The organism is Humitalea rosea (assembly GCF_003253705.1).
GTDB classification, from domain to species: domain Bacteria; phylum Pseudomonadota; class Alphaproteobacteria; order Acetobacterales; family Acetobacteraceae; genus Humitalea; species Humitalea rosea.
Genome location: NZ_QKYU01000002.1, coordinates 39,030 through 59,988 on the forward strand (window position 1 = coordinate 39,030; position 20,959 = coordinate 59,988).

A 20,959-nucleotide genomic window follows, 5' to 3' on the forward strand; every position below is an offset into this window, starting at 1 on the left:
TTGCTTGCCCTGCCCCTGGGCCCGCGGCCCTGCTGAAGCAGGCCCGCCGCACCATGGAGAGTTTCGCATGCATCATAGAATTTCAGGCCTCGTCGCCATGGCGGCGTTGGGCACCATGCTCCTCGGGCAGGCAGCGGTGGCGCAAAGCGTGGACGCCGGCCCGACCTTGGCCAGCGTCCGCGCCAAGAATTATCTGGCGTGCAGCGGCAATGTCGGCTCCGCCGGCTTCGGCGTGCCGGACAGCCGGGGCGAACAGCAGGGGCTGGACCCCGACATCTGCCGCGCCGTCGCCGCCGCCGTGCTGGGCGATCCGGCCAAGGTGCGCTGGACCGTGCTGACCAGCCAGATGCGCATCACCGCGCTGCAATCGGGCGAGGTGGACATGGTGGCGCGCACCTTCACCTGGACCCATGCGCGCGAGGTCGCCGCCGGGCTGCAGTTCGGCCCGACGGTGTTCTTCGACGGCCAGGGCTTCATCGTCCGCAAGGCGGCCGGGGTGAACCATGCGAGTGAGCTGAACGGGGCGACCGTCTGCGTCGGCGCCGGCTCGACCAATGAGCTGAACCTCGCCGACTGGGCGCGCACCAACCACATCCAGGTGAGCCCGGTGGTGTTCGAGAACATCGAGGACACGCGCCGCGCCTATCTGTCCGGCCGCTGCGATTCCTACACGCTGGATGCGAGCCAGCTCGCGGGCTTCCTCAGCTCACTGCCGCGCGGCGAGCACATGATCCTGCCGGAGATCATCAGCAAGGAGCCGCTGACCCCCGCCGTCCGCAAGGGCGACGCCCAGTGGTACGACATCATGCGCTGGACGATCTACGCGCTGTTCAATGCCGAGGAGCTTGGCGTCACCCAGGCCAATGTCGACGAGATGCTGACCAGTACGAACCCGGACATCCAGCGGCTGCTGGGCGTGACCGGCAATTTCGGGCCGAGCATGGGGCTGGATTCGCGCTGGGCCTACAATGCCATCAAGGCGGTGGGCAATTACGGCGAGATCTTCGAGCGCCATCTGGGCCCGAACACGCCGCTCGCCCTGCCGCGCGGACAGAACAACCTGTGGAACCACGGCGGGCTGATCTACGCGCCGCCGATCCGCTGAGCGTCACGCGGGCGGGGCAGGTGGCCCCGCCCGCGGCTTACCAGGCGCGCAGCGTCGCCATGGGCGCCAACCCCGCGACCGCCGCCGCAAGCCCCCGCGCCTCGCCGGTCTTGGAATAGACCAGCTCCGCCCGGTCCCGCCCGGCGCCACCGATCGCCCGGCGCCGCTGCTCCGGCATGCCGCCAAGCCAGAGCAGGGCTTCGGCCAAAGCCGCGGCATTGCCCGGCGGGATCAGGTAGCCGACATCGGGCGACACCACCTCGGCCAGCCCGGCGATCGCGGTGGCGATCACCGGCAGGCCCATCGCCAGGGCCGATTTGGCCAAATGCGGCGCGGCCTCGGCGCCCGCCGCCATCATCGGCAGCACGAGCCCCAGATAGGCTGGCCCCTGGCGCATCAGCCAGGTTTCGGGCCGGGCGCCGAGGAAGCGGACCGCATCGCCGAGGCCCAGCGCCTGCGCGCGCGTCTCCAGCCCATGCCGCAACGGGCCATCCCCGGCGATGTCGAGGCTGGGGCGGCGGGAGGGGGGCAGGCGGGCCATCGCCGAGAGCAGCACGTCGAACCCCCCGGCCGGCACCAGCGGCCCGGCGGCGAGCAGGCGGCCGTTGCGCCCCTGGGCCTCCGGCGCCGGCAGCAGCCGGGCGGCATCCACGCCCTGCGGCACCAGCCGCAGATGCAGCCTGGGGCAGAGCCGGCGCAGGCTCTCGGCGACCTCATGCGAGGGCGCCAGCACGAGATCGGCGGCGGCCAGGGTCGCGCGCAGTGCCTTGCGGCCGTACCGGGGCGCGGGATCGGTGACCGCGATGGAGACCGTCAGCCCGGCGAGCCGCGCGCCCGCGACCGCCGCCGCCGCGGTGCCGGGGCTGGCCGCATGGACATGGCCGCAGTGCGACCGCAGCGCCGCATGGGCGACGCGGCAGCCCGCCGCCATGGTCGCGATCGGCGCCCTCTGGCGCCAGGCGAAGGCCAGGGCGCGCGCATGGTTCCGCAGCGGCGGCGCCAAGGGGCGCAGGAGGCCGCCCGCATCGGGCATGAAGGGTATGGCGGCATGGCCCTGCGCCCGCAGCGCCAGCATCACCCCCGCATCGGTCGGGTCCTCGGTCAGCCACAACAGGCGCAGCGGACGCGTGGCGACCTCGGCACGGGCGGCGGCGGACATGGCATCGAACGGCATCGGCTGCTCCATCGGGGTCACCAGCCCTTCTGCCGCGGGCCGCGACCCGCCCCCCCGGCGCCGCAAAGGCGGAACCGGGGGCGGGGTGCGACGCCACGAGAAGGCCAGGACCACAGAGCATCCGCCATGCCGCTGAATTTGGGCTTACCGAGGCAGGCTGCATCGCAGGACGCGACAAAGATCTGCGGAACGCGGAATTTCTGTGCGATGGAGTGCAACGGCACGCTCGGCACAGCGAGGATACATCCGTGAACGTTGTCACGCTGGAAGCCAGTGTCATCGTGCCGACGCGCGATGCCGCGGCGGCGCTGCCCGCGACCATCGCCTCGATCGGCGATGACCCGACGCTGGAAATCCTCATCATCGATTGCGGCAGCGACGGCACCGCCGATTGGGTGGCCGAGGTGGCGGACCCGCGCCTGCGCTGGCTGCCGGGCCCGTCCCGCGGGCTGACCGCCGCCCGCAACCTCGGCATCGCCGAGGCCGAGGCGCCGCTGGTCGCCTTCCTCGATGCCGGGCAGCGCTGGGTGCCGGGCAAGCTCGCGCTGCAACTCGCGCTGCATCGGCGGCAGCCGGAGATCGGCTTCTCCTTCGGCGCGCATGGCGCCCGGGCCGCCACCGACCCGTCCGAGGGCGGCGCGCGGGTCCTGGCCGGCGATGCGCTGGCGCGGATCTTCGCCGCCGCGCCGATCGAGGCCTCGACCGTCGTCGCGCGCACCGCCTTGGTGCGCGCCGTCGGCGGCTTCACCGAGGATGTGGGGCCGGCCGCCGATTGGGACCTGTGGCTGCATTTGTCGCAATGCGCCCCGGTCGGCTGGCTGCCGAGCCCGCTCACCGAGGGGCCGGCGGAACCATGGGATGCGCGGCGCATGGCCTCCGCCCGCAGGGTCGCCGCGGTCTGGCGCGACCTGGTCGCGGCGGTCGATCCGTCCGCGGCGCGGGAGGGGGTGGCCCGCGTCCTGGCCGCCTCGGCCGAGGCGGCGATGGCCGAGGGCGACCGGCTTGCGGCATTGCGCTTTCGCCTGGCGCGGTTGCGGCTGCGCTCCGCCCGGGCGATAGGGGCGCTGCGCAAGGGGCTTGGCTGAGGCGTGGATTTGGACGGATTGCTTCGGCACCTGCGGGCCTGCAACAACACCGAACTGCCCGGCGGACGCGTGCCGCTCCGGCTGCGCGCGCAGCGGATCGGCTGGCTCTCGCCGGAGGTGGCGCGGCTGCTCGCGGGCCTTGGTGGCGAGGCGGGGCCCGAGGGCATCACCTTCCAGGATGCGGCGGCGCTGGGCCCCGCCTCGGTCGCGCTGGCAGCGGCGGGGCATGGGCGCATCCGTGGCGAGGCCTTCGACATCCGCGCGACACCGGAGGGCCCGGTGCTGGGCGTGCTGGACCGGGGCGCGGTGCCGGTCTTCGGCGTGCTGGCGCAGGGGGTGCACCTGAACGGGCTCGTGCGCCGCCCCGATGGGCTGCATGTCTGGCTTGGGCTGCGGGCGGCGGATAAGGCGGTGGCGCCCGGCATGCTCGACAATCTGGTGGCCGGCGGGCTCTCGGCCGGGCTGACGCCCGAGGCCTGCCTGATCAAGGAAGCCGGCGAGGAGGCCGCGATCCCCCCCGAACTGGCCGCCCAATCCCGGCGTGCCTCCCGCCTCGGCTATGTGATGGCGGCCCCTGAGGGCTTGCGGCGGGATGTGCTGCACGTCTTCGATCTGGACCTGCCCGAGGGATTCATGCCCGTGCCCGATGGGGATGAGGTCGAACGGTTCGACCTCTGGCCTGCGCGGGAGGTTCTGGACGTGCTGCGGCGCGAGGACAGCGTCAAGTTCAACGTCGCCCTCGTGCTGATCGACCTGTTCCTGCGCGAGGGGCTGGTCGGGGACCCCGACGGGCGCCTGCGAGGCGGGCTCGACCGCTTCGCCTGAGCCCGGCCGGGCGTTACGGGGCCTGGCGGGTGCCGTAGTGCATCAGCGCGGCGCGCAGCGGATCGGCGCCGGGGTTATGCGCGGCCATGTCGACCACGATCTGCCGTGCCCCCGCAGTGTTGCCGTAGTAGGAGCGGTTCGCCTCCGGCCGGCTGGTCAGGATGCTGCCTTCGATGGTGAGGCCGGCGAAGAGGCCGCTGGCCCGGGCGAAGGCGACGATGTCGGCGCCGACATTGGCGGTGGTCGAGCCCTCGATCCCGCCGCCGTATTGCGCGACCGCGACGGAGGCATCCGCCCCCACCTTGAACTGGTTGTTGAGCAGCGCGTTCAGCCCGCGGTCGGTCAATACGATCATCACGATCTGGGCATCCTGCACGCCGATCTGCAGGCCGAAGGAGCCCGAGCCCATGGTGTAGAAGGCGGGCGAGGACCACGAGCCCGCGCCATCGCGCGCGACCAGCACGCAGGCGCCGCCCTCGCCGCCGAAGATGAAGCCGGCGCGGAAGACGCGCGGGCAAATCATGGCCGCACGGGATCGTCGCAGCAAGTTGTTGAAATCGCCATTATTTTGCCCTGTGGCGATTTCCTGCACCGTCAGCGTGGCGCGATCGACCAGCGCCTGTTGCTGCGGCTGGCCACCGGAAATGCCGGCGCAGGCGCTCAGCAGTCCCAGGAGCATGGTCAGTATCGTTATACGGCGATGCATGAACGTCCCCCGGCAAGTCTTTGCCCTGACGCGTTTCTAGCCGATTTCTGACACCAGGGCCAGTTTATCGTCGTCCGAACATGCGTTCGAGACTCGCGCGGTCCAGCCGCAGGAAGGTCGGGCGGCCATGGCTGCAGGTGGCGGCGCGCGGCGTTGCCTCCATCGACCGCAGCAGAGCGGCCATTTCCGGCACCGCGAGGCGGCGCCCGGCGCGGATGCTGCCGTGGCAGGCCAGCCGCGCCACCGCCGCATCGAGCCTGCGGTCCAGCGCCGGGGCATCGCCGGCGGCGTCCCAATCGGCGACCTCCTCGGCCAGGTCGCGCAGCATCGGGCCGGGATCGGCGGCCCCCAGCAGGGCGGGCATGGCACGGACCAGGATCGCCCCGGGGCCGAAGCCCTCGATCTCCAGCCCCAGCCGTGCCAGGGCGGGGGCGGCGGCGGCCAGAGCGGCGGCCTCGGCCTGCGGCAGATCGACCACCGCGGGCAGCAGCATCGGTTGGGCGCGTACCCCGCCCGCCATGATCTGGGCGCGCAGATGCTCATGCGTCAGCCGTTCATGCGCCGCATGCTGGTCCACCAGCACCAGCGCGCCATCGGCGGCTTCGGCGACGATGTAGGTGTCGAGCAATTGGCCGAGCGGGCGGCCGAGCGGGCCATCCGGCGAGTCCATCACGACCTCGGCCGGGGCCGATGCCGAGTCTGGCACCTCGGCCCGGCGCGGCGCGAAGGCGAGGGAGAGCGGCGGCTGCGCCAGGGTGGGGGTGGGCGGCGCCGCCTCGGCGAAGCCGGACCAGGCAGGGGCGGGCGGCGCGGGCGTCCACCCCCCTGCGGCCCCCGCACCGACCCCCAGCGCCCGGCGCAGCGCGCCGATAACGAGGCTGCGGACCCGGTCCGCCTCGCGGAAGCGAAGCTCCGTCTTCATCGGATGCACGTTCACATCGACCGCCTCGGGGTCGATGGTCAGGAACAGGGCGCAGGCGGGGTGCCGCCCCTGGGCGATCTGGTCGCGATAGGCGACGCGGAGCCCCGCCCGCAGCAGCGGGTCGCGCACCGGCCGGCCGTTCACCACCAGATGCTGCCCACCCATGGTCGCGCGGGTATGCAGCGGCAGCGCCGTCAGCCCGCTGACCAGCAGCCCCGCCATATCGGCGCTGACCGGCACCGCGGCGGCGGCGAATTCGGGGCCGAGCAAGGCGGCGATCCGCGCGTCGCGGTCTTGCGCCGGCAGGGCCAGCACCTCGCGGCCCTCGACCTCGGCGCGGAAGGCGACGCCGGGCCAGGCCAGCGCCAGCCGCCGCACCGCCTCGACCGCCGCCGCGGCCTCGGTGCTCGGCTGCTTGAGGAATTTGCGCCGGGCGGGGGTGGCATAGAACAGGTCCCGCACCTCGACCCGCGTGCCGGGGGCGCCGGCCGAGGGCGTCACGATGCCTTTGCGGCCGCCCTCGACCTCGATGCGATGCGCGCTGCCGCCGGGCAGGCGAGAGGTGAGCGACAGCCGTGCCACCGCCCCGATCGAGGGCAGCGCCTCGCCCCGGAACCCCAGCGTGCCGATGCGGAACAGCATGGCTTCCTCGGGCAGCTTGGAGGTGGCGTGGCGCTCGACCGCGAGCGCCAGATCCTCCGGCCCCATGCCGGCGCCGTCATCCTCGACCAGGATGCGGCTGCTGCCGCCGCCTTCGATGACCACGCCGATCCGGGTGGCGCCGGCATCCAGCGCGTTCTCGACCAGCTCCTTCACCGCGGCGGCGGGGCGCTCGACCACCTCACCGGCCGCGATGCGGTCGGCGGTGGCGGAGGTGAGCAGGCGAATCCGGGGGGGCGGGGTCACGGGGGGCAGGCTAGCACGTCGGGGTGCTAGCCGTTCCACGCCCCGCGTATCGCCGCGATCAACCCTGCGGTGGAGCCGTCATGGTGCCCAGGCTCGGCGCCGGAGGCGACCTCTGGCAACAGCGCGGCGGCGAGGTGCTTGCCGAGTTCGACGCCGTATTGGTCGAAGGCATTCACCTGCCACAGCGCGCCGAGGCAAAAGACCTTGTGCTCATACAGCGCGACCAGCGCGCCCAGGGTCACCGGGTCCAGATGCGGCAGCAGCAGGGTCACGCTCGGCCGGTCGCCGGGGAAGACCCGATGCAACGCGACGCGCTCGATCGTGGCGGCATCGGCGCCGGTCTCGGCCATCTCGGTATGGACATCCTCCAGGGTGCGGCCGGCCAGCAGCGCCTCGGACTGCGCCAGCCCATTGGCCAGCAGCATGCGGTGGTTGTCGGCCCAGCCATGGTCGGGGCGGGCGATCAGGATGAAATCCACCGGCACCGGGGTGGTGCCCTGGTGCAGCAACTGCATGAAGGAATGCTGGGCATTGGTGCCCGGCTCGCCGAAGACCACCGGGCCGGTGGCATGGCCGACCGGATGCCCGTCCAGATGGATGCGCTTGCCGAGGCTCTCCATCTCGACCTGCTGCAGATGCGCCGGCAGGCGGCCGAGCCGGTTGTCGTAGGGCAGCACCGCGCGGGCGGTGTAGCCCAGCCCGTTGACGTGCCAGACCTCCACCAGCGCCAGCAGCAGCGGCAGATTATCCTCTGCGGGCGCGGTCAGGAAATGCTCGTCCATCGCCCGGGCGCCCTCCAGCATCCCGGCCAAGGCCGCCCAGCCGCAGGAGAGGGCGATCACCAGGCCGATCGCCGACCAGAGCGAGAACCGCCCGCCCACCCAGTCGCGGAAGCCGAAGACCTGGCCCACGGGCACGCCGAAGGCGGAGGTGGCGGGGATGTTGGTCGAAAGTGCCACGAAATGCGCCGAGACATCCTCCTGCCCCAGCGCCTCGCGCAGCCAGCCGCGCACCATGGTGGCGTTCAACAGCGTCTCGGCGGTGGTGAAGGTCTTGGAAGCGATCAGCACCAGCGTGGTTTCAGGATTGAGCCGCGGGCGCAGCGCCTCCCAGGCATGGGCATCGACATTGGCGAGGAAATGCGGCCGCATCGGGCAGCCATCGCTCCACAGCGCCCGCACCGCCATGAAGGGGCCGAGGTCGCTGCCGCCGATTCCGATGTTGAGGACATCGGTGAAGCGCTTGCCGGTGGCGCCGACCAAGCGCCCGCTATGCACATTGGCGGTGAAGGCCTGCATCGCCGCCAGGGTCTTGGCGACCTCGGCCGAGGCATCCTCCTCCCCCACCGTGAAACCGCCCTTGGCGCGCAGCGCCATATGCAGCACGGCCCGATTCTCGGTCGCGTTCACCGGCTCGCCCCGGATCATGGCGTCGCGGCGGCCGAAGACGTTGGACTCGACCGCGATCTGGTGCAGCAGCTCCAGCGCCTCGTCATCCAGCGACGTCTTGGAGAAATCCATCAGGATCGGCCCGGCCCGGCGGCTGTACCGCCGGAAGCGGGCCGGATCATCCTCGAACAACCGGCGGATGCCGTGGCGTGTGGTGCCGTCCGCGCGCGGCGTCGCGACCCAGGCAGCGAGCGTGGCGACGGTAGGATGGGTCACGCGGCGTACTCTCCCCGAGTCATTTCGCCGCAGCCTGCCCCGCTTTGGGCGCCGCGGCGAGACGTGTGGTTGGCGGAGCGCGGGCTTACAGCCCCACGGGCTGTCCCGCCACCAGAACCGACAGCGCCTGCGGGTGCAGCAGCCGCGCCGCGACCCGGCTGGTATCGGCCGGGATCAGCGCCGCCAGGCGTTCGGGCCGCCGGTCCAGCCAGTCCATCGAACGCCCGTTGCGCCGCAGCGCCAGCAGCCCCGATGCGATCCGCAGGCTGTCGGTGAATTGCAGCGGCTGGTTGCCGGTCAGGAAGGCGACGGCATCGGCCAGCTCCTCCGCCGTCGGGCCGCCGGCGGCCATGCGGACCCATTCCTGGCGCAGCACCGAGATGGTCTCGGCCATGCGGGCATTCTCGGTCGCGACGGTGCCGAGCACGACGCCCTGGCCCAACAGCGTTTCGAAGCCGGTGTAGATGCCATAGGTCAGGCCGCGCTTGGTGCGGATCTCCTCCATCAGCCGGGAGGAGAAGCCGCCCCCGCCGAGGATACGCAGCACCACCTGCGCCGCCTCCCAATCCGGGTCGGCGACCAAAAGCCCCTGTTGGGTGAAGATGGCGAAGGATTGCGGCGCCTCGATCGGCACGATCTTCAGGCCGAAATCGGCGATCATCGGCAGCGGCGGCACGCCCGGCGGATCGCCGGCCGGCAGCGCGCCGAACAGCTCGGGCAGCAAAGCGGCGAGCTGGCCCGGGGTGATGGCGCCGGCCGCGGTAACCAGCAGCCCGCCCTGGCGCAGCTGCCGGGCCAGGGCGGCGCGCAGGGCCGCGGCATCCAGGCCGGGCAGGCTCTCCTCGGTGCCGCCGGTCGGGCGGGCGATGGGGTGGCCGGGGAAGGCCGCCGGCCAGAAGGCGCGGGAGGCACGGCCGCGCGGGGTTTCCAGCGCGGCGCGGGCCTGGGTCAGCGCCCGCGCCCGGCCACGTTCCAGCGGCTGCGCATCCAGCCGCGGCGCCGTCATGCACAGCCGCGCGAGGCGCACGGCCTCGGGCAAGGCATTCGTCAGGCAGCGGAAGCCGCCCTGGGACTCATCCCGTCCGCCGTTGAAGTTGAGCGAGATCGCCGCATCGCGCAGCGCCTCGGCCATCGCGGTCTCGGGCAGGTCGCCGGCGCCGGAGGTCAGCAGCCCCATGGCGAGGGAGGTCGCGCCCTCCACCCCCGGCGGGTCCAGCGCAGCCCCCCCCGGCCAGGACCAGGAGAGCGAGACGACGGGGACGCTATGGTCCTCGACCAGCCAGGCGGTGAAATCGCCACCGGAGACGGCCTGGATCGGCAGCGAGAAGCCGGTCACGCCGGCACCTCCGTGCCCTCGGGCAACAGCCATCCCGTGGTGTGGATCGGGTTCGGGCCGAGCACCGCGCGGGCCGCCGCCGTCACCTGCGCCGCCGTCACCGCGCCAATATGCGCGGGCCAGTATTCCACGCTGTCGAGCGACAGGCCGATCGACAGCGCCTGGCCGATCATGCGCGGCGCGGCCCCCAGCCCGTCCAGCGCCAGCAGCGCGCCGGCGGTCAGTTGCCGCGTGCTGCGGGTGGTTTCGGCCTCGGTCACGCCCCGGTCGAGCAGCCTGGCGATTTCCGCCCGCAGCGCCGATTCGACCCGTTCGGGCGGGATGCCGCGGCGGGGTGCGGTCTGGATGCTGAAATCCGAAATGCCGAAGGTATCCGCATCGGAGGACGCCCCGACCCAGGCCGAAAGCCCCTCCTGCACCAGCGCCTTGTGCAGGCGGGAGCCGGGGCCGCTGCCGAGCAGATGCGCCAGCACCTCCAGCGGGTAGGCGTGGCGGGTCTCGCCCCAGGTGAGCGAGGGGGCGGCCCAGGACATGGCGAAGATCGCCTCCTCCACCCGCTCGTGCTGGATCAGCCGCGCGCTGGCCGCCGCCGCCGGGGGGGCGGCGCGCAGGCGGGGCGTGGCGGGGCGGGCGGGGACGGCGCCGAAATTCTCGACGGCGATGCGGCGGAAATCGGCCTCGGTCACCGCACCGGCCACCACGAGCACGCAGTTGGACGGCGCGTAATGGGTGGCGTGGAAGTCGAGCAGCGCCTGCCGGTCGATCGCGCGCATCTCATCCGGCCAGCCGATCACCGGGCGGCCCTGCCAATGCTGGCGGCCCCACATGGCGGCGTTGAAGGCCTCCTGAAACCGGGCGCGGGGGGAGACATCGGTGCGCTGGCGGCGTTCCTCGATGATGACCAGCTGCTCGGCGGCGACCTCATCGGCCGGGATCAGCGCGACCGCCTGGCGGTCGGATTCCAGCATCGCGACCATCGGCAGGCGCGAGGCCTCGACCTGGGCGTAGTAGGCGGTGACGTCGCGGGAGGTGAAGGCATTGTCGTTGCCGCCCTGCCGCGCGATCCGCAGGGAATACTCGCCCGACGGCACATGCGGGCTGCCCTTGAACATCATGTGTTCGAGGAAATGCGCGGTGCCCGACAGCCCCTGCGGATCATCGCCCGCGCCGGCGCCGACAAACAGGTACTGCGCCACCACCGGCGCCCGGCGCTGTTCGACATGCGCGATCCGCAAGCCATTCGGCAGGGTCCAGAGCCCGGCGCCGAACAGCGGCCGTGCCGGGGGCACGGGCGGCGGCACCGGCGGCGGCACCAGTTGGGCGGCGGCGAGGCTCGGCAGGACCGCAGGCGCGAGGGCCGCGACGGCGAGGGTGGCGCGGCGTGTCAGATCAGGCATCCGCTGAGTATTGGGATGCAGCGTGCAAACGCCAATGGGGTTTGGTCAACCCGTGCGCCGGAGCGGGCCGATCCAGCCCTGCACATGCCGCCCCCAGGCCTGGCGGCTGCGCCGGCCGGGATAGGAGGCCTTCACCGGCCCCTCGAAGTTGAAGACCTTATGGCCCTCGTCCTGCGAATACTGGACCTGGATGCCGGCCTCGGCCGGGCGATTGGCGGCGTCCGATATCCCGTTCAGCAGCGCATCGCCCTGCGCCCCATCGCCGACCGAGCAGCCCATCATATCGACGCAGCCGAAGGGGGCGAGGATGTCGTTCAACCGCTCGAACTGCGCCCGCATCGCCGGGAAATGCTGCACCGACACGCCCGAGAGATGCCCCATGTTGCCGCCGTCATGGCCCGAGGCGACGTTCTGCATCCCCGGCCCGCCATGCGAGTAGAAGCGGACCATCGCCGTCATCCCCCCGGCGCCGGCGCGGGCGACGACCTCATCCATCGCCGCCGCCACGGCATTGCTCATGCCATACATGATGATCGGATTGCCCCCGGCGCGGGTCAGCCCGGAACAGACGCGCTGGCGCTGGGCGCTGTCCTCGGCATCCACGACATTGATGATGCGGTAGCCGGTGACGCGCTCGATCGCGCGCCAGGTGTCCAGGCCGATGGTGCCATCCGCCAGCAGCCCGCCGGCCCGCTGCTGGAAGGCCGAAACCGCCGCGGCGGTGTTCGGGCCATAGGCGCCATCGATGTCGATATGGGCGCCCTGGGCGCGCAGAATCCCTTGGATCATGACAACGCGCGGACCGCGATCGCCGCGACGAATCAGCAGCATTATAGCCTCCCTTGCCAATAAGGGGACGCGATCGGTTCGGGAATGGTCGCGAGAACACACGGCTCTGTGGCCGGCCATCAAGCATGCGTGCGCGGCACCCGGCCCCGGTGTCTCAGCTCTGGCCGCCGATGACCTGCGCCATCGCCCGCCACATTGCCTTGCGGCTGCCCTCCCAGTCGAGCGGCAGGCCGCGGTGATGCAGCCCGTCCTTGCGGGCGACGTCCGGGTCGGTGACCAGCCAGGAATATCGATCGACCAGGCCCCAGGTCAGGACCGTCCGCACCCCGCCATCCACCGCCGATGCCAGGAAATCCCGTACCCGTGCCGCCACCACATCGTCGCGGGCGGGATAGCCCTCGGGCACGCGCCAATCCTCGCGCACATCCAGCTCGGTGATCAGCACCGACAGGCCGAGGGCGCGGATGGCGCGGACGAAGGCGGTGAATTTCTCCGCGCTGAAGGCGTTCCGCATCTGCAGATGGCCCTGGATGCCGACGGCATCGATCGGCACGTCACGGTCGCGCAGGCCCCGGAGCAGCCCGAGCAGACGCTGCCGCTTCTCATCCGCCGAGGGCGTGTCCTCCTCGATGCCGTATTCGTTCAGCGTCAGCCGCAGGGTCGGGTCGATCTCCCGCGCCTTGCGGAAGGCGAGATCAATGTAGCCGGGCCCCAGAGCGGTCAGCATCGGCGTGGCGCGCAGCGGCCCGGGGCCGCCATCGGGGGTGTCGCTGCCCGGGGGATCGGCCACCACCTCATTCACCACATCCCAGTCGCGGATACGCGGCCGGGTGCGGTTGAGCACCGTCTCGAAATGCGCATCCATCACGCCACGGGCCCGATCGGCACCGCTGGCGATCGCCTCCCGCGCCCAGGGGGGCAGGGCCGCGTGCCAGACCAGCGCGTGGCCGCGGACGGCGATGCCCTTGGCTTGGGCGAAGGTCAGCACCTCGTCGAGGAGGCCGAAGTCGAACTTGCCCTCCTCCGGCTGCAAGGTCTCGAACTTCGCTTCCCATTCCGGCACCATGACCGCGCATTCACGGGCGACGTCCCCGGCATAGGGCGGGTCCTCGGCCAGGCGGTCGCTGCGCACCGCGCAGCCATAGGTGAAGCCCGCGAGCCGCCCCAGCGAGCCAAGGCCGGGCAAGGCCCCAGGGCTTGGGGGCGCGGTGGAGGCCGGCGCGGCGGCTTGCGCCATGGTCGTGGTGGAAAGCACCGCGGCGAGGGCCGCCCGGCGCCGGTAGGCCGTGCCGGTCATGCGGCCTCGGCCATCGGCGTCTCCAGGTCGCGGTTCATGGTCTGGCGGAAGCGGTCGCGCCGCCACACCAGCAGGCGCCAGGCCGCCCGGCCCGCCACATCCGACAACCGGCCCCGCGGATCGAGCCCCACCGACTTGAAGATCATGCCCATGCCTCGCTGGATGTGGCGCGGACGATAGGCCGCCATCGCCGTTGCCATATAGGCAGCGATGCATCGATCATGATCATATGAAACATGCAGGCCCTCATTGCCGCAATGATAGGCAAAGGCCAGCTCGTCATCCTCGCTTTCGCCGATTCGCCCGGCAGCGACGCGCAGGCGCTGGATGAAGGAGAGGTTCTCCCGCGCCAGATACCGCTTCATATGATCGTAAAAGAGCTTGAAATGCCGGTACTCATCGGCGGCGATCAGCCGGCAGACCTCGCGCAGCACCGGCTCCCGCGTCTGTTCGCCGAGGGCGGTGTAGTAGGAGGAGGTTCCGGTCTCCACCATGCAGCGGGCGATCAACTCGCCGGTGCGCGATCCGCGAATCGAGGCATCCGCCTTGGTGTCCACATGATAGCCCGCGCGGTAGCGGGCGAAGGCCGCGGCGAAATCCCAGCCCGGGTCGGCGAGGCTGGCCCAGGCGCCCAGGGCATCCCCGTGCTGTTCTTCTTCGGTGGCCCAATGGTTCGCGGCGGCCTGGAAGGCAGGGTCGTCATGGAACACGCCGCACAGGTAAAGCGCATAGTCGGCGCCGTTCTTTTCCACCATGGCCGCCGCTTTCACCAGCGGCACCAGGGAGAGATCAACGGCGGAGGGATCGAAACTGTCCCAGGCGATTTGATCCAACGTCCAATGCTTCACACCGCGCCTCCTGTCACAGAACCCCGCGACGGGCGCGCATCCAACGGGGATGCGGTGTGCCTGGGCAGGATCCGGACCCGTGCCGCGGCAAGATGCCAACGGCGACGCGCCCGGGGCCATAACGCGGCCCGGCCACGAATGTTCTGCGCGACGGCGCAGGTTTCAAGCGCTGTGTGGCTGCAAGCTGTTCGCAGCCACAAATTCGTCAGGCAGCCTCGGCCACCTGGGCCATGGCGCGGGCGGACAACAGGCTGTCCATGGCCAGTTCGCGAACCTCAGGGGTGCCGGAGGCCGCGGCGGCCTCATAGGCGGCCTCGGCCGTGGCGACTCGCGCGGCGGCCTCGGTCTTGGACAGGCTGGTGACCGGAGTCGCGTCATCGGCCAGCACGGTGACGCGATCCGGCGTCACCTCGCAGAAGCCGCCGGCGACGAACAGCCGTTCGGTGATCTTGCCCTGCTCGGTCACGCTGATGACGCCGCCGCGAAGCTGGACGATCATCGGCGCATGGCCGGGCAGGATGCCCATCTCGCCCTCGGCGGCGGGGATGACGACCATCTCCACCGGCCGCGACAGCAGCAGTTTTTCCGGCGAGACCAGTTCGAGATCGAAGCTCGCCATGGATCAGGCCGCCTGCTTGAGGCCTTCGGCCTTCTTCACCGCGTCCTCGATCGTGCCGACCATGTAGAAGGCGGCTTCCGGCAAGTGATCGTATTCGCCGGCGCAGATGGCGGCGAAGGATCGCACGGTGTCCTCGATCTTCACGAAGACGCCCGGGAAGCCGGTGAAGATTTCCGCGACATGGAAGGGCTGCGACAGGAAGCGCTGGATCTTCCGGGCGCGGGCCACGACCAGCTTGTCCTCTTCCGACAGCTCGTCCATGCCCAGGATCGCGATGATGTCCTGCAAGGACTTGTAGGTCTGTAGGATGCGCTGGACCTCGCGCGCGGTGTCGTAGTGCTCGGCGCCGAGGATGCGGGCATCGAGCGCGCGCGAGGTGCTGTCCAGCGGATCGACCGCCGGATAGATGCCCAGTTCCGCGATCTGGCGCGACAGCACCGTGGTCGCGTCCAAGTGGGCGAAGGAGGTGGCCGGCGCCGGATCGGTCAGATCGTCCGCGGGCACGTAGATCGCCTGCACCGAGGTGATCGAGCCCTTCTTGGTGCTGGTGATGCGTTCCTGCAGCGCGCCCATGTCGGTGGACAGGGTCGGCTGATAGCCCACCGCGGAGGGAATGCGGCCCAGCAGCGCCGAAACCTCGGCGCCCGCCTGGGTGAAGCGGAAGATGTTGTCCACGAAGAACAGCACGTCCTGGCCCTGCTCGTCGCGGAAGTATTCCGCCATGGACAGGCCGGAGAGGGCGACGCGCGACCGCGCGCCCGGCGGCTCGTTCATCTGGCCATAGACCAGCGCGACCTTGGAGCCTTCGGTGGACCCGTTCTCGCCGAGCTTGATGACGCCCGCGTCGATCATCTCGTGATACAGGTCGTTGCCCTCGCGGGTCCGCTCACCGACGCCGGCGAAGACGGACACGCCGCCATGGCCCTTGGCGATGTTGTTGATCAGTTCCTGGATCAGCACGGTCTTGCCGACGCCGGCGCCGCCGAACAGGCCGACCTTGCCGCCCTTCATGTAGGGGGCGAGCAGATCGACGACCTTGATCCCGGTGACCAGGATCTCCGCGCTGGTCGCCTGGTCCTCGAAGAGGGGGGCGTCGCGGTGGATGGTGTAGGTGGTGTCGTGGGGCACCGGGCCGCGCTCGTCGATCGGCTGGCCGATGACGTTCATGATGCGCCCGAGGGTGCCGACGCCGACGGGCACCGAAATGCCCTTGCCGGTGTCCACGACCTCATTGCCACGGACCAGGCCCTCGGTGGTGTCCATGGAGATGCAGCGGACGGTGTGTTCGCCGAGGTGCTGGGCGACTTCCAGGACCATGGTGCCGCCACCGACCATGCCGGTGGTCAGGGCGTTCAGGATCGCCGGCAGCTCGCCGCTGAACTGAACGTCCACGACGGCGCCGAGGACCTGGGTGATCTTGCCGACATTGTTCTTCATGAGGTCAGGTCCCTGGCTGGAGCATCGCCCGGTCGGGCACGGATGCTTGCTTCATTGTGTGCGTTAGAGGGCTTCGGCACCGGAGATGATCTCGATCAGCTCCCTGGTGATGTTGGCCTGCCGCGTGCGGTTGTAGTTCAGCGTGAGCTTGTTGATCATCTCGCCGGCATTGCGCGTCGCGCTGTCCATCGCGGACATGCGCGCGCCATGTTCGCCGGCGGCGGATTCGAGCAACGAGCGGTAGAACTGGATCGCGAGGTTCTTCGGCAGCAGCGCCGCCAGGATGTCTTCCTCGGCCGGCTCGTATTCATAGAGCGGCGGGATGGTGCCGACCTCGACCTCGGTGGTCGCTTCCGGAAGTGCTGCGGGGATCAGCGCCTGTTCGGTCGGAATCTGGCTGACCACATTGCGGAACTGGTTGTAGATCATCGAGCAGACGTCGAACTCGCCGGCCTCCAGCATCGCGATCACGCGCGCCGAAATCTCGGCGGCCTGCTCGAAGCCGATGCGCTTCACCCCGGCGTAGCTGACTTCGCCGATGATGCGCGAGGCGTATTCGCGACGCAGGAAGGCGGCACCCTTGCGGCCGATCGCCAGCACCTTGACCGTCTTGCCCTGGTCTTCCAGCGCCTTGATCCGGGCGCGGGCAAAACGGCCGACGTTGGTGTTGAACGGGCCGGCGAGGCCGCGATCCGCGGTCACCACCACCAGCAGATGCACCTGGTCGGACCCGGTGCCGACCAGCATCCGCGGCGCATCCGGGCTGCCGGCGACGGCGGCCCCGAGGCGGCCGAGGATCGCCGCCATGCGTTCGGCATAGGGCCTGGCCGATTCCGCCTGCGCCTGGGCGCGGCGGAGCTTGGCGGCCGCGACCATCTTCATCGCCTGGGTGATCTTGCGCGTGGATTTCACGCTGTTGATCCGCAGGCGCAGGCTCTTCAGGTTCGCCATGTGCTGGTGTCCCTAATCCCGCCCTCAGACGAACGACTTGGTGAAATCTTCGAGGAAGGCGACCAGCTTGGCCTCATTGTCCTTCTTGATTTCCTTGGTGTCGCGGATGCCGGCCAAGATCTCCGGCGCACGGGACTTCAGGGCGGCGAGCAACTGGCTCTCATAGGCGCCGATCTTGCCGAGCGGCAGCTTGTCGAGGTAGCCGCGGGTGCCGGCGAAGAGGGCGACGACCTGCTCCTCGACCGGGACCGGCTTGAACTGCGGCTGCTTCAGAAGCTCCGTCAGGCGCGAACCACGGGCCAGCAGCGCCTGGGTCGAGGCGTCGAGGTCTGAGGCGAACTGCGCGAAGCCGGCCATTTCGCGATACTGCGCGAGCTCCAGCTTGATGCGCCCGGCGACCTGCTTCATCGCCTTGATCTGGGCGGCGGAGCCGACGCGGGAGACCGAGATGCCGACGTTCACCGCCGGGCGGATGCCCTTGTAGAACAGCTCGGTCTCCAGGAAGATCTGGCCGTCGGTGATCGAGATCACATTGGTCGGGATATAGGCCGAGACGTCGCCGGCCTGGGTCTCGATCACCGGCAGCGCCGTCAGCGAGCCCGAGCCGAAGTCCTCGTTCATCTTGGCGGCCCGCTCCAGCAGACGGCTGTGCAGGTAGAACACGTCGCCCGGATAGGCTTCGCGGCCCGGCGGGCGGCGCAGCAGCAGCGACATCTGGCGATAGGCGACCGCCTGCTTGGACAAGTCATCATAGAAGATGACCGCGTGCTTGCCGCTGTCGCGGAAGAACTCGCCCATGGTGCAGCCGGTGAAGGGCGCCAGGAACTGCAACGGCGCCGGGTCGGAGGCGGTGGCGGCAACGACGATGGAGTATTCCATCGCGCCGTTTTCTTCCAGCGTCTTGACCAGCTGGGCGACGGTCGAGCGCTTCTGGCCGATCGCGACATAGATGCAGTAGAGCTTCTGGCCCTCATCCGTGCCGGAATGGGCTTCCTTCTGGTTGATGATGGTGTCCAGGATCACCGCGGTCTTGCCGGTCTGGCGATCGCCGATGATCAGCTCGCGCTGGCCACGACCGATCGGGATCAGGCTGTCGATCGCCTTGATGCCGGTCTGCATCGGCTCATGCACCGACTTGCGCGGGATGATGCCCGGGGCCTTCACGTCCACCCGCTTGCGCTCGGTGAAGCTGATCGGGCCCTTGCCGTCGATCGGGTTGCCGAGGCCATCGACCACGCGGCCGAGCAGGCCCATGCCGACGGGAACGTCCACGATCGAGCCGGTGCGGCTGACGGTGTCGCCTTCCTTCACGCCCTTGTCGTCGCCGAAGATGACGACGCCGACATTGTCGCTTTCCAGGTTCAGGGCCATGCCCTTGACCCCGGCGCCCGGGAATTCGACCAGCTCGCCGGCCATGACATTCTGCAGGCCATAGACGCGGGCAATGCCGTCACCAACGGACAGCACGGTGCCAACCTCGGCGACATTCGCCTCGGTGTCGAAATTCGCGATCTGGGACTTCAGGATGTCCGAGATTTCGGCAGGACGGATATCCATGGTCTAGGCGGCCCCTTTCATCGCGTACTGCAAACGCTGCAGCTTGCTCTTGATGCTGTTGTCGTAGAGGCGGGAGCCGATCCGAACGATCAGCCCGCCGAGGATCGTGGCATCCACCTTCTCAACCAGGCGGACACCGGAAAAACCGGCTTCGGTCAGGCGCGCCACCAGCGACGCCTTCTGCACATCGGACAGCGCCGCGGCGGTGGTCACCTGGGCAAGCTGCTGGCCACGGCGGGCGGCGAGCGCCGCGCCAAAGGCTTCCGCGACGTTCGGCAGCAGCGCCAGGCGGCGGTTGGCGATCAGCACGCCGACCAGATTGTGGACTTCCTTGGAAATCTCGATCCGCTCCAGCACGGCGAAAGCGGCGTTGCGCTGCACATCCAGCCCGTTGCGGGGGTCCTGCACGAAGGCGCGGAAGCCGGCATCGTCGCGGTAGAGCGCGGCCAGGCGCTCCATATCGGCGGCGATGCGGTCCGTCGCACCCGGGTCGGTGGCGCGCAGGTCGTCCGTCAGGCCCAGCATGGCGATGGCATAGCGATCGGCGGCACCCCCCGTCTGGGGTGCCCCGATCATCGGGGTGTCGTTGGCGGCGATCTGAGGCGCGTCGGAGGCCACGGCGATTCCGTTTCAGTAGGTCTCCCGCCAACCGCGAGACGCGGCCAGGGGCAAGCCGGGAGGCTGACCTCCCGACCGCGCGCGGCGCTTAGCACGCCGCGTTGCAAAACGGCAACCGGGGCAACCGCTCAGACTGGCGCAAACATCGGCACCGGGGCGCCCTCGGCGGTGGTCGGCTTGAACACAACCTTCACCTTTTGGCCGATGCGGATGCTGTCGAGCGGGCAATCGACGATATTTGTCAGGATACGCGGACCCTCGTCCAACTCGACATAGGCGATGGCATAGGGGGTCGCGACCCGCATGATGCTGAAGCTGTAGATCGTCCCGGTGCCCTTGGCCTCGACCAGCGAGACATTGGGCGAAAGCGTGAAGGGCGAGCTGCCGCGCGGGTAGAAAAAGTGCCGGTCGGTGTCATGGCAGAAGCCGACCATGAGCCTGCCCTCCCGCGCCGCGTCCCAGAAGGGCTTGTTGGTCGGGTCGATGGCCGGGGCGGGGAGGTCACGGTCCTTGATGATCCCAGGGGCGTTTTCAGACATCACAGGCGCTCCAGGATGAGGGTGGCGCTGCCATGGCGGGTGCCAAGCAGCCCGCCGGTGCCATGGGCGAGGGCGAGGGTCAGGTCGGGCACCTGCACCGCCGGATGGGCCTCGCCGCGAAGCTGGCGGACCGCCTCGATGATCTTGGTCATGCCGCCGCGATTGGCCGGGTGGTTGTTGCAAAGCCCGCCGCCATCGGTGTTGAAGGCAAGCCGCCCCACCCCCGAGATCAGATTGCCGTCGGCGACGAAAGCGCCACCGCGGCCCTTCTCGCAGAAGCCGAGGTCTTCGAGCTGGATGAGAACGGTGATGGTGAAGCTGTCGTAGATGCTGGCGTAGCGGATATCGGCCGGCGTCACGCCCGCTTCCGCGAAGGCCGCGGCCCCCGAGGCACGCGCCCCGGAATAGGTCAGGTCGATGGTCCCACCCGCCTGGTGCTTGATCATCTCGCCGGTGCCGCGCACCGAGATGAGGGGGCGCTTGAGGGTTTTGGCGATCTCCGGCCGGGTCACGATCAGCGCGCCGCCGCCATCGCTGATGACGCAGCAATCCAGCCGGTGCAGCGGATCGGCGACCAGCGGCGAATTCACCACATCCTCGACCGTCACCTTCTTCTTCAGCATGGCGTTCGGGTTGTGGAAGGCGTGGTGGCTGGCCGCGACCTTGATCCAGGCAAGCTGCTCGGAGGTGGTGCCGAACTCATGCATGTGCCGCATGGCGCAGAGGCCGTAGGCCCCGGCCACGGTGCGGCCCATCGGGATCTCGAAGGGGTCGTCCGGCACGTTCACGCCCCAGGAGCGCGGCGCGGTCCCGGTCGCCATCGCCTCGGCCCGCGGGCGCCCGGCCAGGGTGATCAGCGCGACATTGCAGCGCCCGGCCGCGATCGCCGCCGCCGCATGGGCGACATGGGCGAGGTAGGAGGAGCCGCCGAAATCGGTGCTGTCGGCATGGCGCAGCTTCTCCAGCCCGAGGTAGTCGGCCATGTTGACCGGCCCCATCCCCGGCGCGTCGCCGGCGCAGAAATAGCCGTCGATGTCATCCTTCGCCAGGCCGGCATCCTGGAGCGCGCCCCAGGCCACATCGGCATGCAATTGGGCGACACTGCGATCATCGGCCTTTCGCGTCGGATGCTCGAAGGCACCGACGATGCAGGCTGTTCCGCGCAAGCTCATGCTCTGTTCCGT

Annotated in this window: 19 protein-coding genes; 3 read left to right on the forward strand and 16 right to left on the reverse strand. The window is 70.1% G+C overall.

Annotated elements, in window-relative coordinates:
* Positions 1 to 67: 67 nt before the first annotated feature.
* Positions 68 to 1,105, forward strand: a complete 1,038-nt coding sequence (locus C8P66_RS02215) for an amino acid ABC transporter substrate-binding protein (protein WP_111396512.1) — start codon at positions 68 to 70, stop codon at positions 1,103 to 1,105.
* A gap of 37 nt (positions 1,106 to 1,142) precedes the next feature.
* Here the strand turns inward: C8P66_RS02215 and C8P66_RS23465 are convergent, their stop codons facing one another.
* Positions 1,143 to 2,279 carry a glycosyltransferase gene (locus C8P66_RS23465; protein ID WP_158537067.1) on the reverse strand — a complete coding sequence of 379 codons (1,137 nt, stop codon included), beginning with the start codon at positions 2,277 to 2,279 and terminating at the stop codon, positions 1,143 to 1,145.
* A gap of 248 nt (positions 2,280 to 2,527) precedes the next feature.
* On the opposite strand from C8P66_RS23465, the gene C8P66_RS02225 reads away from it, so the two are divergent.
* Both C8P66_RS02225 and C8P66_RS02230 read left to right on the forward strand, forming a co-directional pair.
* A complete protein-coding gene (locus C8P66_RS02225) occupies positions 2,528 to 3,364 on the forward strand; it encodes a glycosyltransferase family 2 protein (RefSeq protein WP_146422677.1) in 837 nt (278 codons plus the stop codon).
* 3 nt (positions 3,365 to 3,367) lie between these two features.
* Complete coding sequence (locus tag C8P66_RS02230; protein WP_408881927.1) at positions 3,368 to 4,189, forward strand: NUDIX hydrolase; 822 nt, start codon at positions 3,368 to 3,370, stop codon at positions 4,187 to 4,189.
* 13 nt (positions 4,190 to 4,202) lie between these two features.
* Here C8P66_RS02230 and C8P66_RS02235 read toward each other — a convergent pair whose 3' ends face one another.
* The 15 genes from C8P66_RS02235 to C8P66_RS02305 form a co-directional block, all read right to left on the reverse strand.
* Positions 4,203 to 4,868, reverse strand: a complete 666-nt coding sequence (locus C8P66_RS02235; protein ID WP_245903164.1) for a lipid-binding SYLF domain-containing protein — start codon at positions 4,866 to 4,868, stop codon at positions 4,203 to 4,205.
* Between the two features lie 91 nt (positions 4,869 to 4,959).
* Positions 4,960 to 6,723, reverse strand: a complete 1,764-nt coding sequence (mutL, locus tag C8P66_RS02240; protein ID WP_245903165.1) for a DNA mismatch repair endonuclease MutL — start codon at positions 6,721 to 6,723, stop codon at positions 4,960 to 4,962.
* Between the two features lie 26 nt (positions 6,724 to 6,749).
* On the reverse strand, positions 6,750 to 8,387 hold the full coding sequence (gene pgi / locus C8P66_RS02245; protein WP_111396515.1) for a glucose-6-phosphate isomerase: 1,638 nt from the start codon (positions 8,385 to 8,387) through the stop codon (positions 6,750 to 6,752).
* An 85-nt stretch (positions 8,388 to 8,472) separates the two neighbouring features.
* A complete protein-coding gene (locus C8P66_RS02250) occupies positions 8,473 to 9,723 on the reverse strand; it encodes a M16 family metallopeptidase (RefSeq protein WP_245903166.1) in 1,251 nt (416 codons plus the stop codon).
* A complete protein-coding gene (locus C8P66_RS02255; protein ID WP_111396517.1) occupies positions 9,720 to 11,120 on the reverse strand; it encodes a M16 family metallopeptidase in 1,401 nt (466 codons plus the stop codon). Before C8P66_RS02255 ends, C8P66_RS02250 begins: the two co-directional genes overlap by 4 nt.
* A gap of 45 nt (positions 11,121 to 11,165) precedes the next feature.
* Complete coding sequence (locus tag C8P66_RS23470) at positions 11,166 to 12,029, reverse strand: peptidoglycan-binding domain-containing protein (RefSeq protein WP_342767997.1); 864 nt, start codon at positions 12,027 to 12,029, stop codon at positions 11,166 to 11,168.
* Between the two features lie 34 nt (positions 12,030 to 12,063).
* Positions 12,064 to 13,206: an endo-1,4-beta-xylanase gene (locus C8P66_RS02265; RefSeq protein ID WP_111396518.1), complete on the reverse strand. Its 1,143-nt coding sequence runs from the start codon at positions 13,204 to 13,206 to the stop codon at positions 12,064 to 12,066.
* A complete protein-coding gene (locus C8P66_RS02270) occupies positions 13,203 to 14,054 on the reverse strand; it encodes a ferritin-like domain-containing protein (RefSeq protein ID WP_111396519.1) in 852 nt (283 codons plus the stop codon). Before C8P66_RS02270 ends, C8P66_RS02265 begins: the two co-directional genes overlap by 4 nt.
* 205 nt (positions 14,055 to 14,259) lie before the next feature.
* The gene (gene atpC / locus C8P66_RS02275) at positions 14,260 to 14,673 is read right to left on the reverse strand and encodes an ATP synthase F1 subunit epsilon (protein ID WP_111396520.1); all 414 of its coding nucleotides are present in this window, start codon (positions 14,671 to 14,673) and stop codon (positions 14,260 to 14,262) included.
* A 3-nt stretch (positions 14,674 to 14,676) separates the two neighbouring features.
* The gene (gene atpD / locus C8P66_RS02280) at positions 14,677 to 16,110 is read right to left on the reverse strand and encodes a F0F1 ATP synthase subunit beta (RefSeq protein ID WP_111396521.1); all 1,434 of its coding nucleotides are present in this window, start codon (positions 16,108 to 16,110) and stop codon (positions 14,677 to 14,679) included.
* 63 nt (positions 16,111 to 16,173) lie between these two features.
* A complete protein-coding gene (locus C8P66_RS02285) occupies positions 16,174 to 17,061 on the reverse strand; it encodes a F0F1 ATP synthase subunit gamma (RefSeq protein WP_111396522.1) in 888 nt (295 codons plus the stop codon).
* 24 nt (positions 17,062 to 17,085) lie between these two features.
* Positions 17,086 to 18,618, reverse strand: a complete 1,533-nt coding sequence (gene atpA / locus C8P66_RS02290; RefSeq protein ID WP_111396523.1) for a F0F1 ATP synthase subunit alpha — start codon at positions 18,616 to 18,618, stop codon at positions 17,086 to 17,088.
* Positions 18,619 to 18,621: 3 nt separating this feature from the next.
* Positions 18,622 to 19,236, reverse strand: coding sequence for an ATP synthase F1 subunit delta (gene atpH, locus C8P66_RS02295; protein WP_245903167.1), 615 nt, complete (start codon positions 19,234 to 19,236; stop codon positions 18,622 to 18,624).
* Between the two features lie 128 nt (positions 19,237 to 19,364).
* On the reverse strand, positions 19,365 to 19,775 hold the full coding sequence (locus C8P66_RS02300; RefSeq protein ID WP_111396525.1) for a Zn-ribbon domain-containing OB-fold protein: 411 nt from the start codon (positions 19,773 to 19,775) through the stop codon (positions 19,365 to 19,367).
* Positions 19,775 to 20,947 carry a thiolase domain-containing protein gene (locus tag C8P66_RS02305; protein WP_111396526.1) on the reverse strand — a complete coding sequence of 391 codons (1,173 nt, stop codon included), beginning with the start codon at positions 20,945 to 20,947 and terminating at the stop codon, positions 19,775 to 19,777. The genes C8P66_RS02300 and C8P66_RS02305 overlap by 1 nt, the downstream gene beginning before the upstream one ends.
* Positions 20,948 to 20,959: the final 12 nt, after the last annotated feature.

What these genes read in the sequence shown, in the direction of transcription:
- C8P66_RS02235 (WP_245903164.1), bottom strand. Translation starts at nt 4,868, where the DNA reads ATGCTCCTGGGACTGCTGAGCGCCTGCGCCGGCATTTCCGGTGGCCAG.
- C8P66_RS02285 (WP_111396522.1), bottom strand. Translation starts at nt 17,061, where the DNA reads ATGGCGAACCTGAAGAGCCTGCGCCTGCGGATCAACAGCGTGAAATCC.
- atpC (WP_111396520.1), bottom strand. Translation starts at nt 14,673, where the DNA reads ATGGCGAGCTTCGATCTCGAACTGGTCTCGCCGGAAAAACTGCTGCTG.
- C8P66_RS02255 (WP_111396517.1), bottom strand. Translation starts at nt 11,120, where the DNA reads ATGCCTGATCTGACACGCCGCGCCACCCTCGCCGTCGCGGCCCTCGCG.
- C8P66_RS23465 (WP_158537067.1), bottom strand. Translation starts at nt 2,279, where the DNA reads ATGCCGTTCGATGCCATGTCCGCCGCCGCCCGTGCCGAGGTCGCCACG.
- C8P66_RS02265 (WP_111396518.1), bottom strand. Translation starts at nt 13,206, where the DNA reads ATGACCGGCACGGCCTACCGGCGCCGGGCGGCCCTCGCCGCGGTGCTT.
- atpD (WP_111396521.1), bottom strand. Translation starts at nt 16,110, where the DNA reads ATGAAGAACAATGTCGGCAAGATCACCCAGGTCCTCGGCGCCGTCGTG.
- C8P66_RS23470 (WP_342767997.1), bottom strand. Translation starts at nt 12,029, where the DNA reads ATGGCCGGCCACAGAGCCGTGTGTTCTCGCGACCATTCCCGAACCGAT.
- C8P66_RS02215 (WP_111396512.1), top strand. Translation starts at nt 68, where the DNA reads ATGCATCATAGAATTTCAGGCCTCGTCGCCATGGCGGCGTTGGGCACC.
- C8P66_RS02300 (WP_111396525.1), bottom strand. Translation starts at nt 19,775, where the DNA reads ATGTCTGAAAACGCCCCTGGGATCATCAAGGACCGTGACCTCCCCGCC.
- atpA (WP_111396523.1), bottom strand. Translation starts at nt 18,618, where the DNA reads ATGGATATCCGTCCTGCCGAAATCTCGGACATCCTGAAGTCCCAGATC.
- C8P66_RS02305 (WP_111396526.1), bottom strand. Translation starts at nt 20,947, where the DNA reads ATGAGCTTGCGCGGAACAGCCTGCATCGTCGGTGCCTTCGAGCATCCG.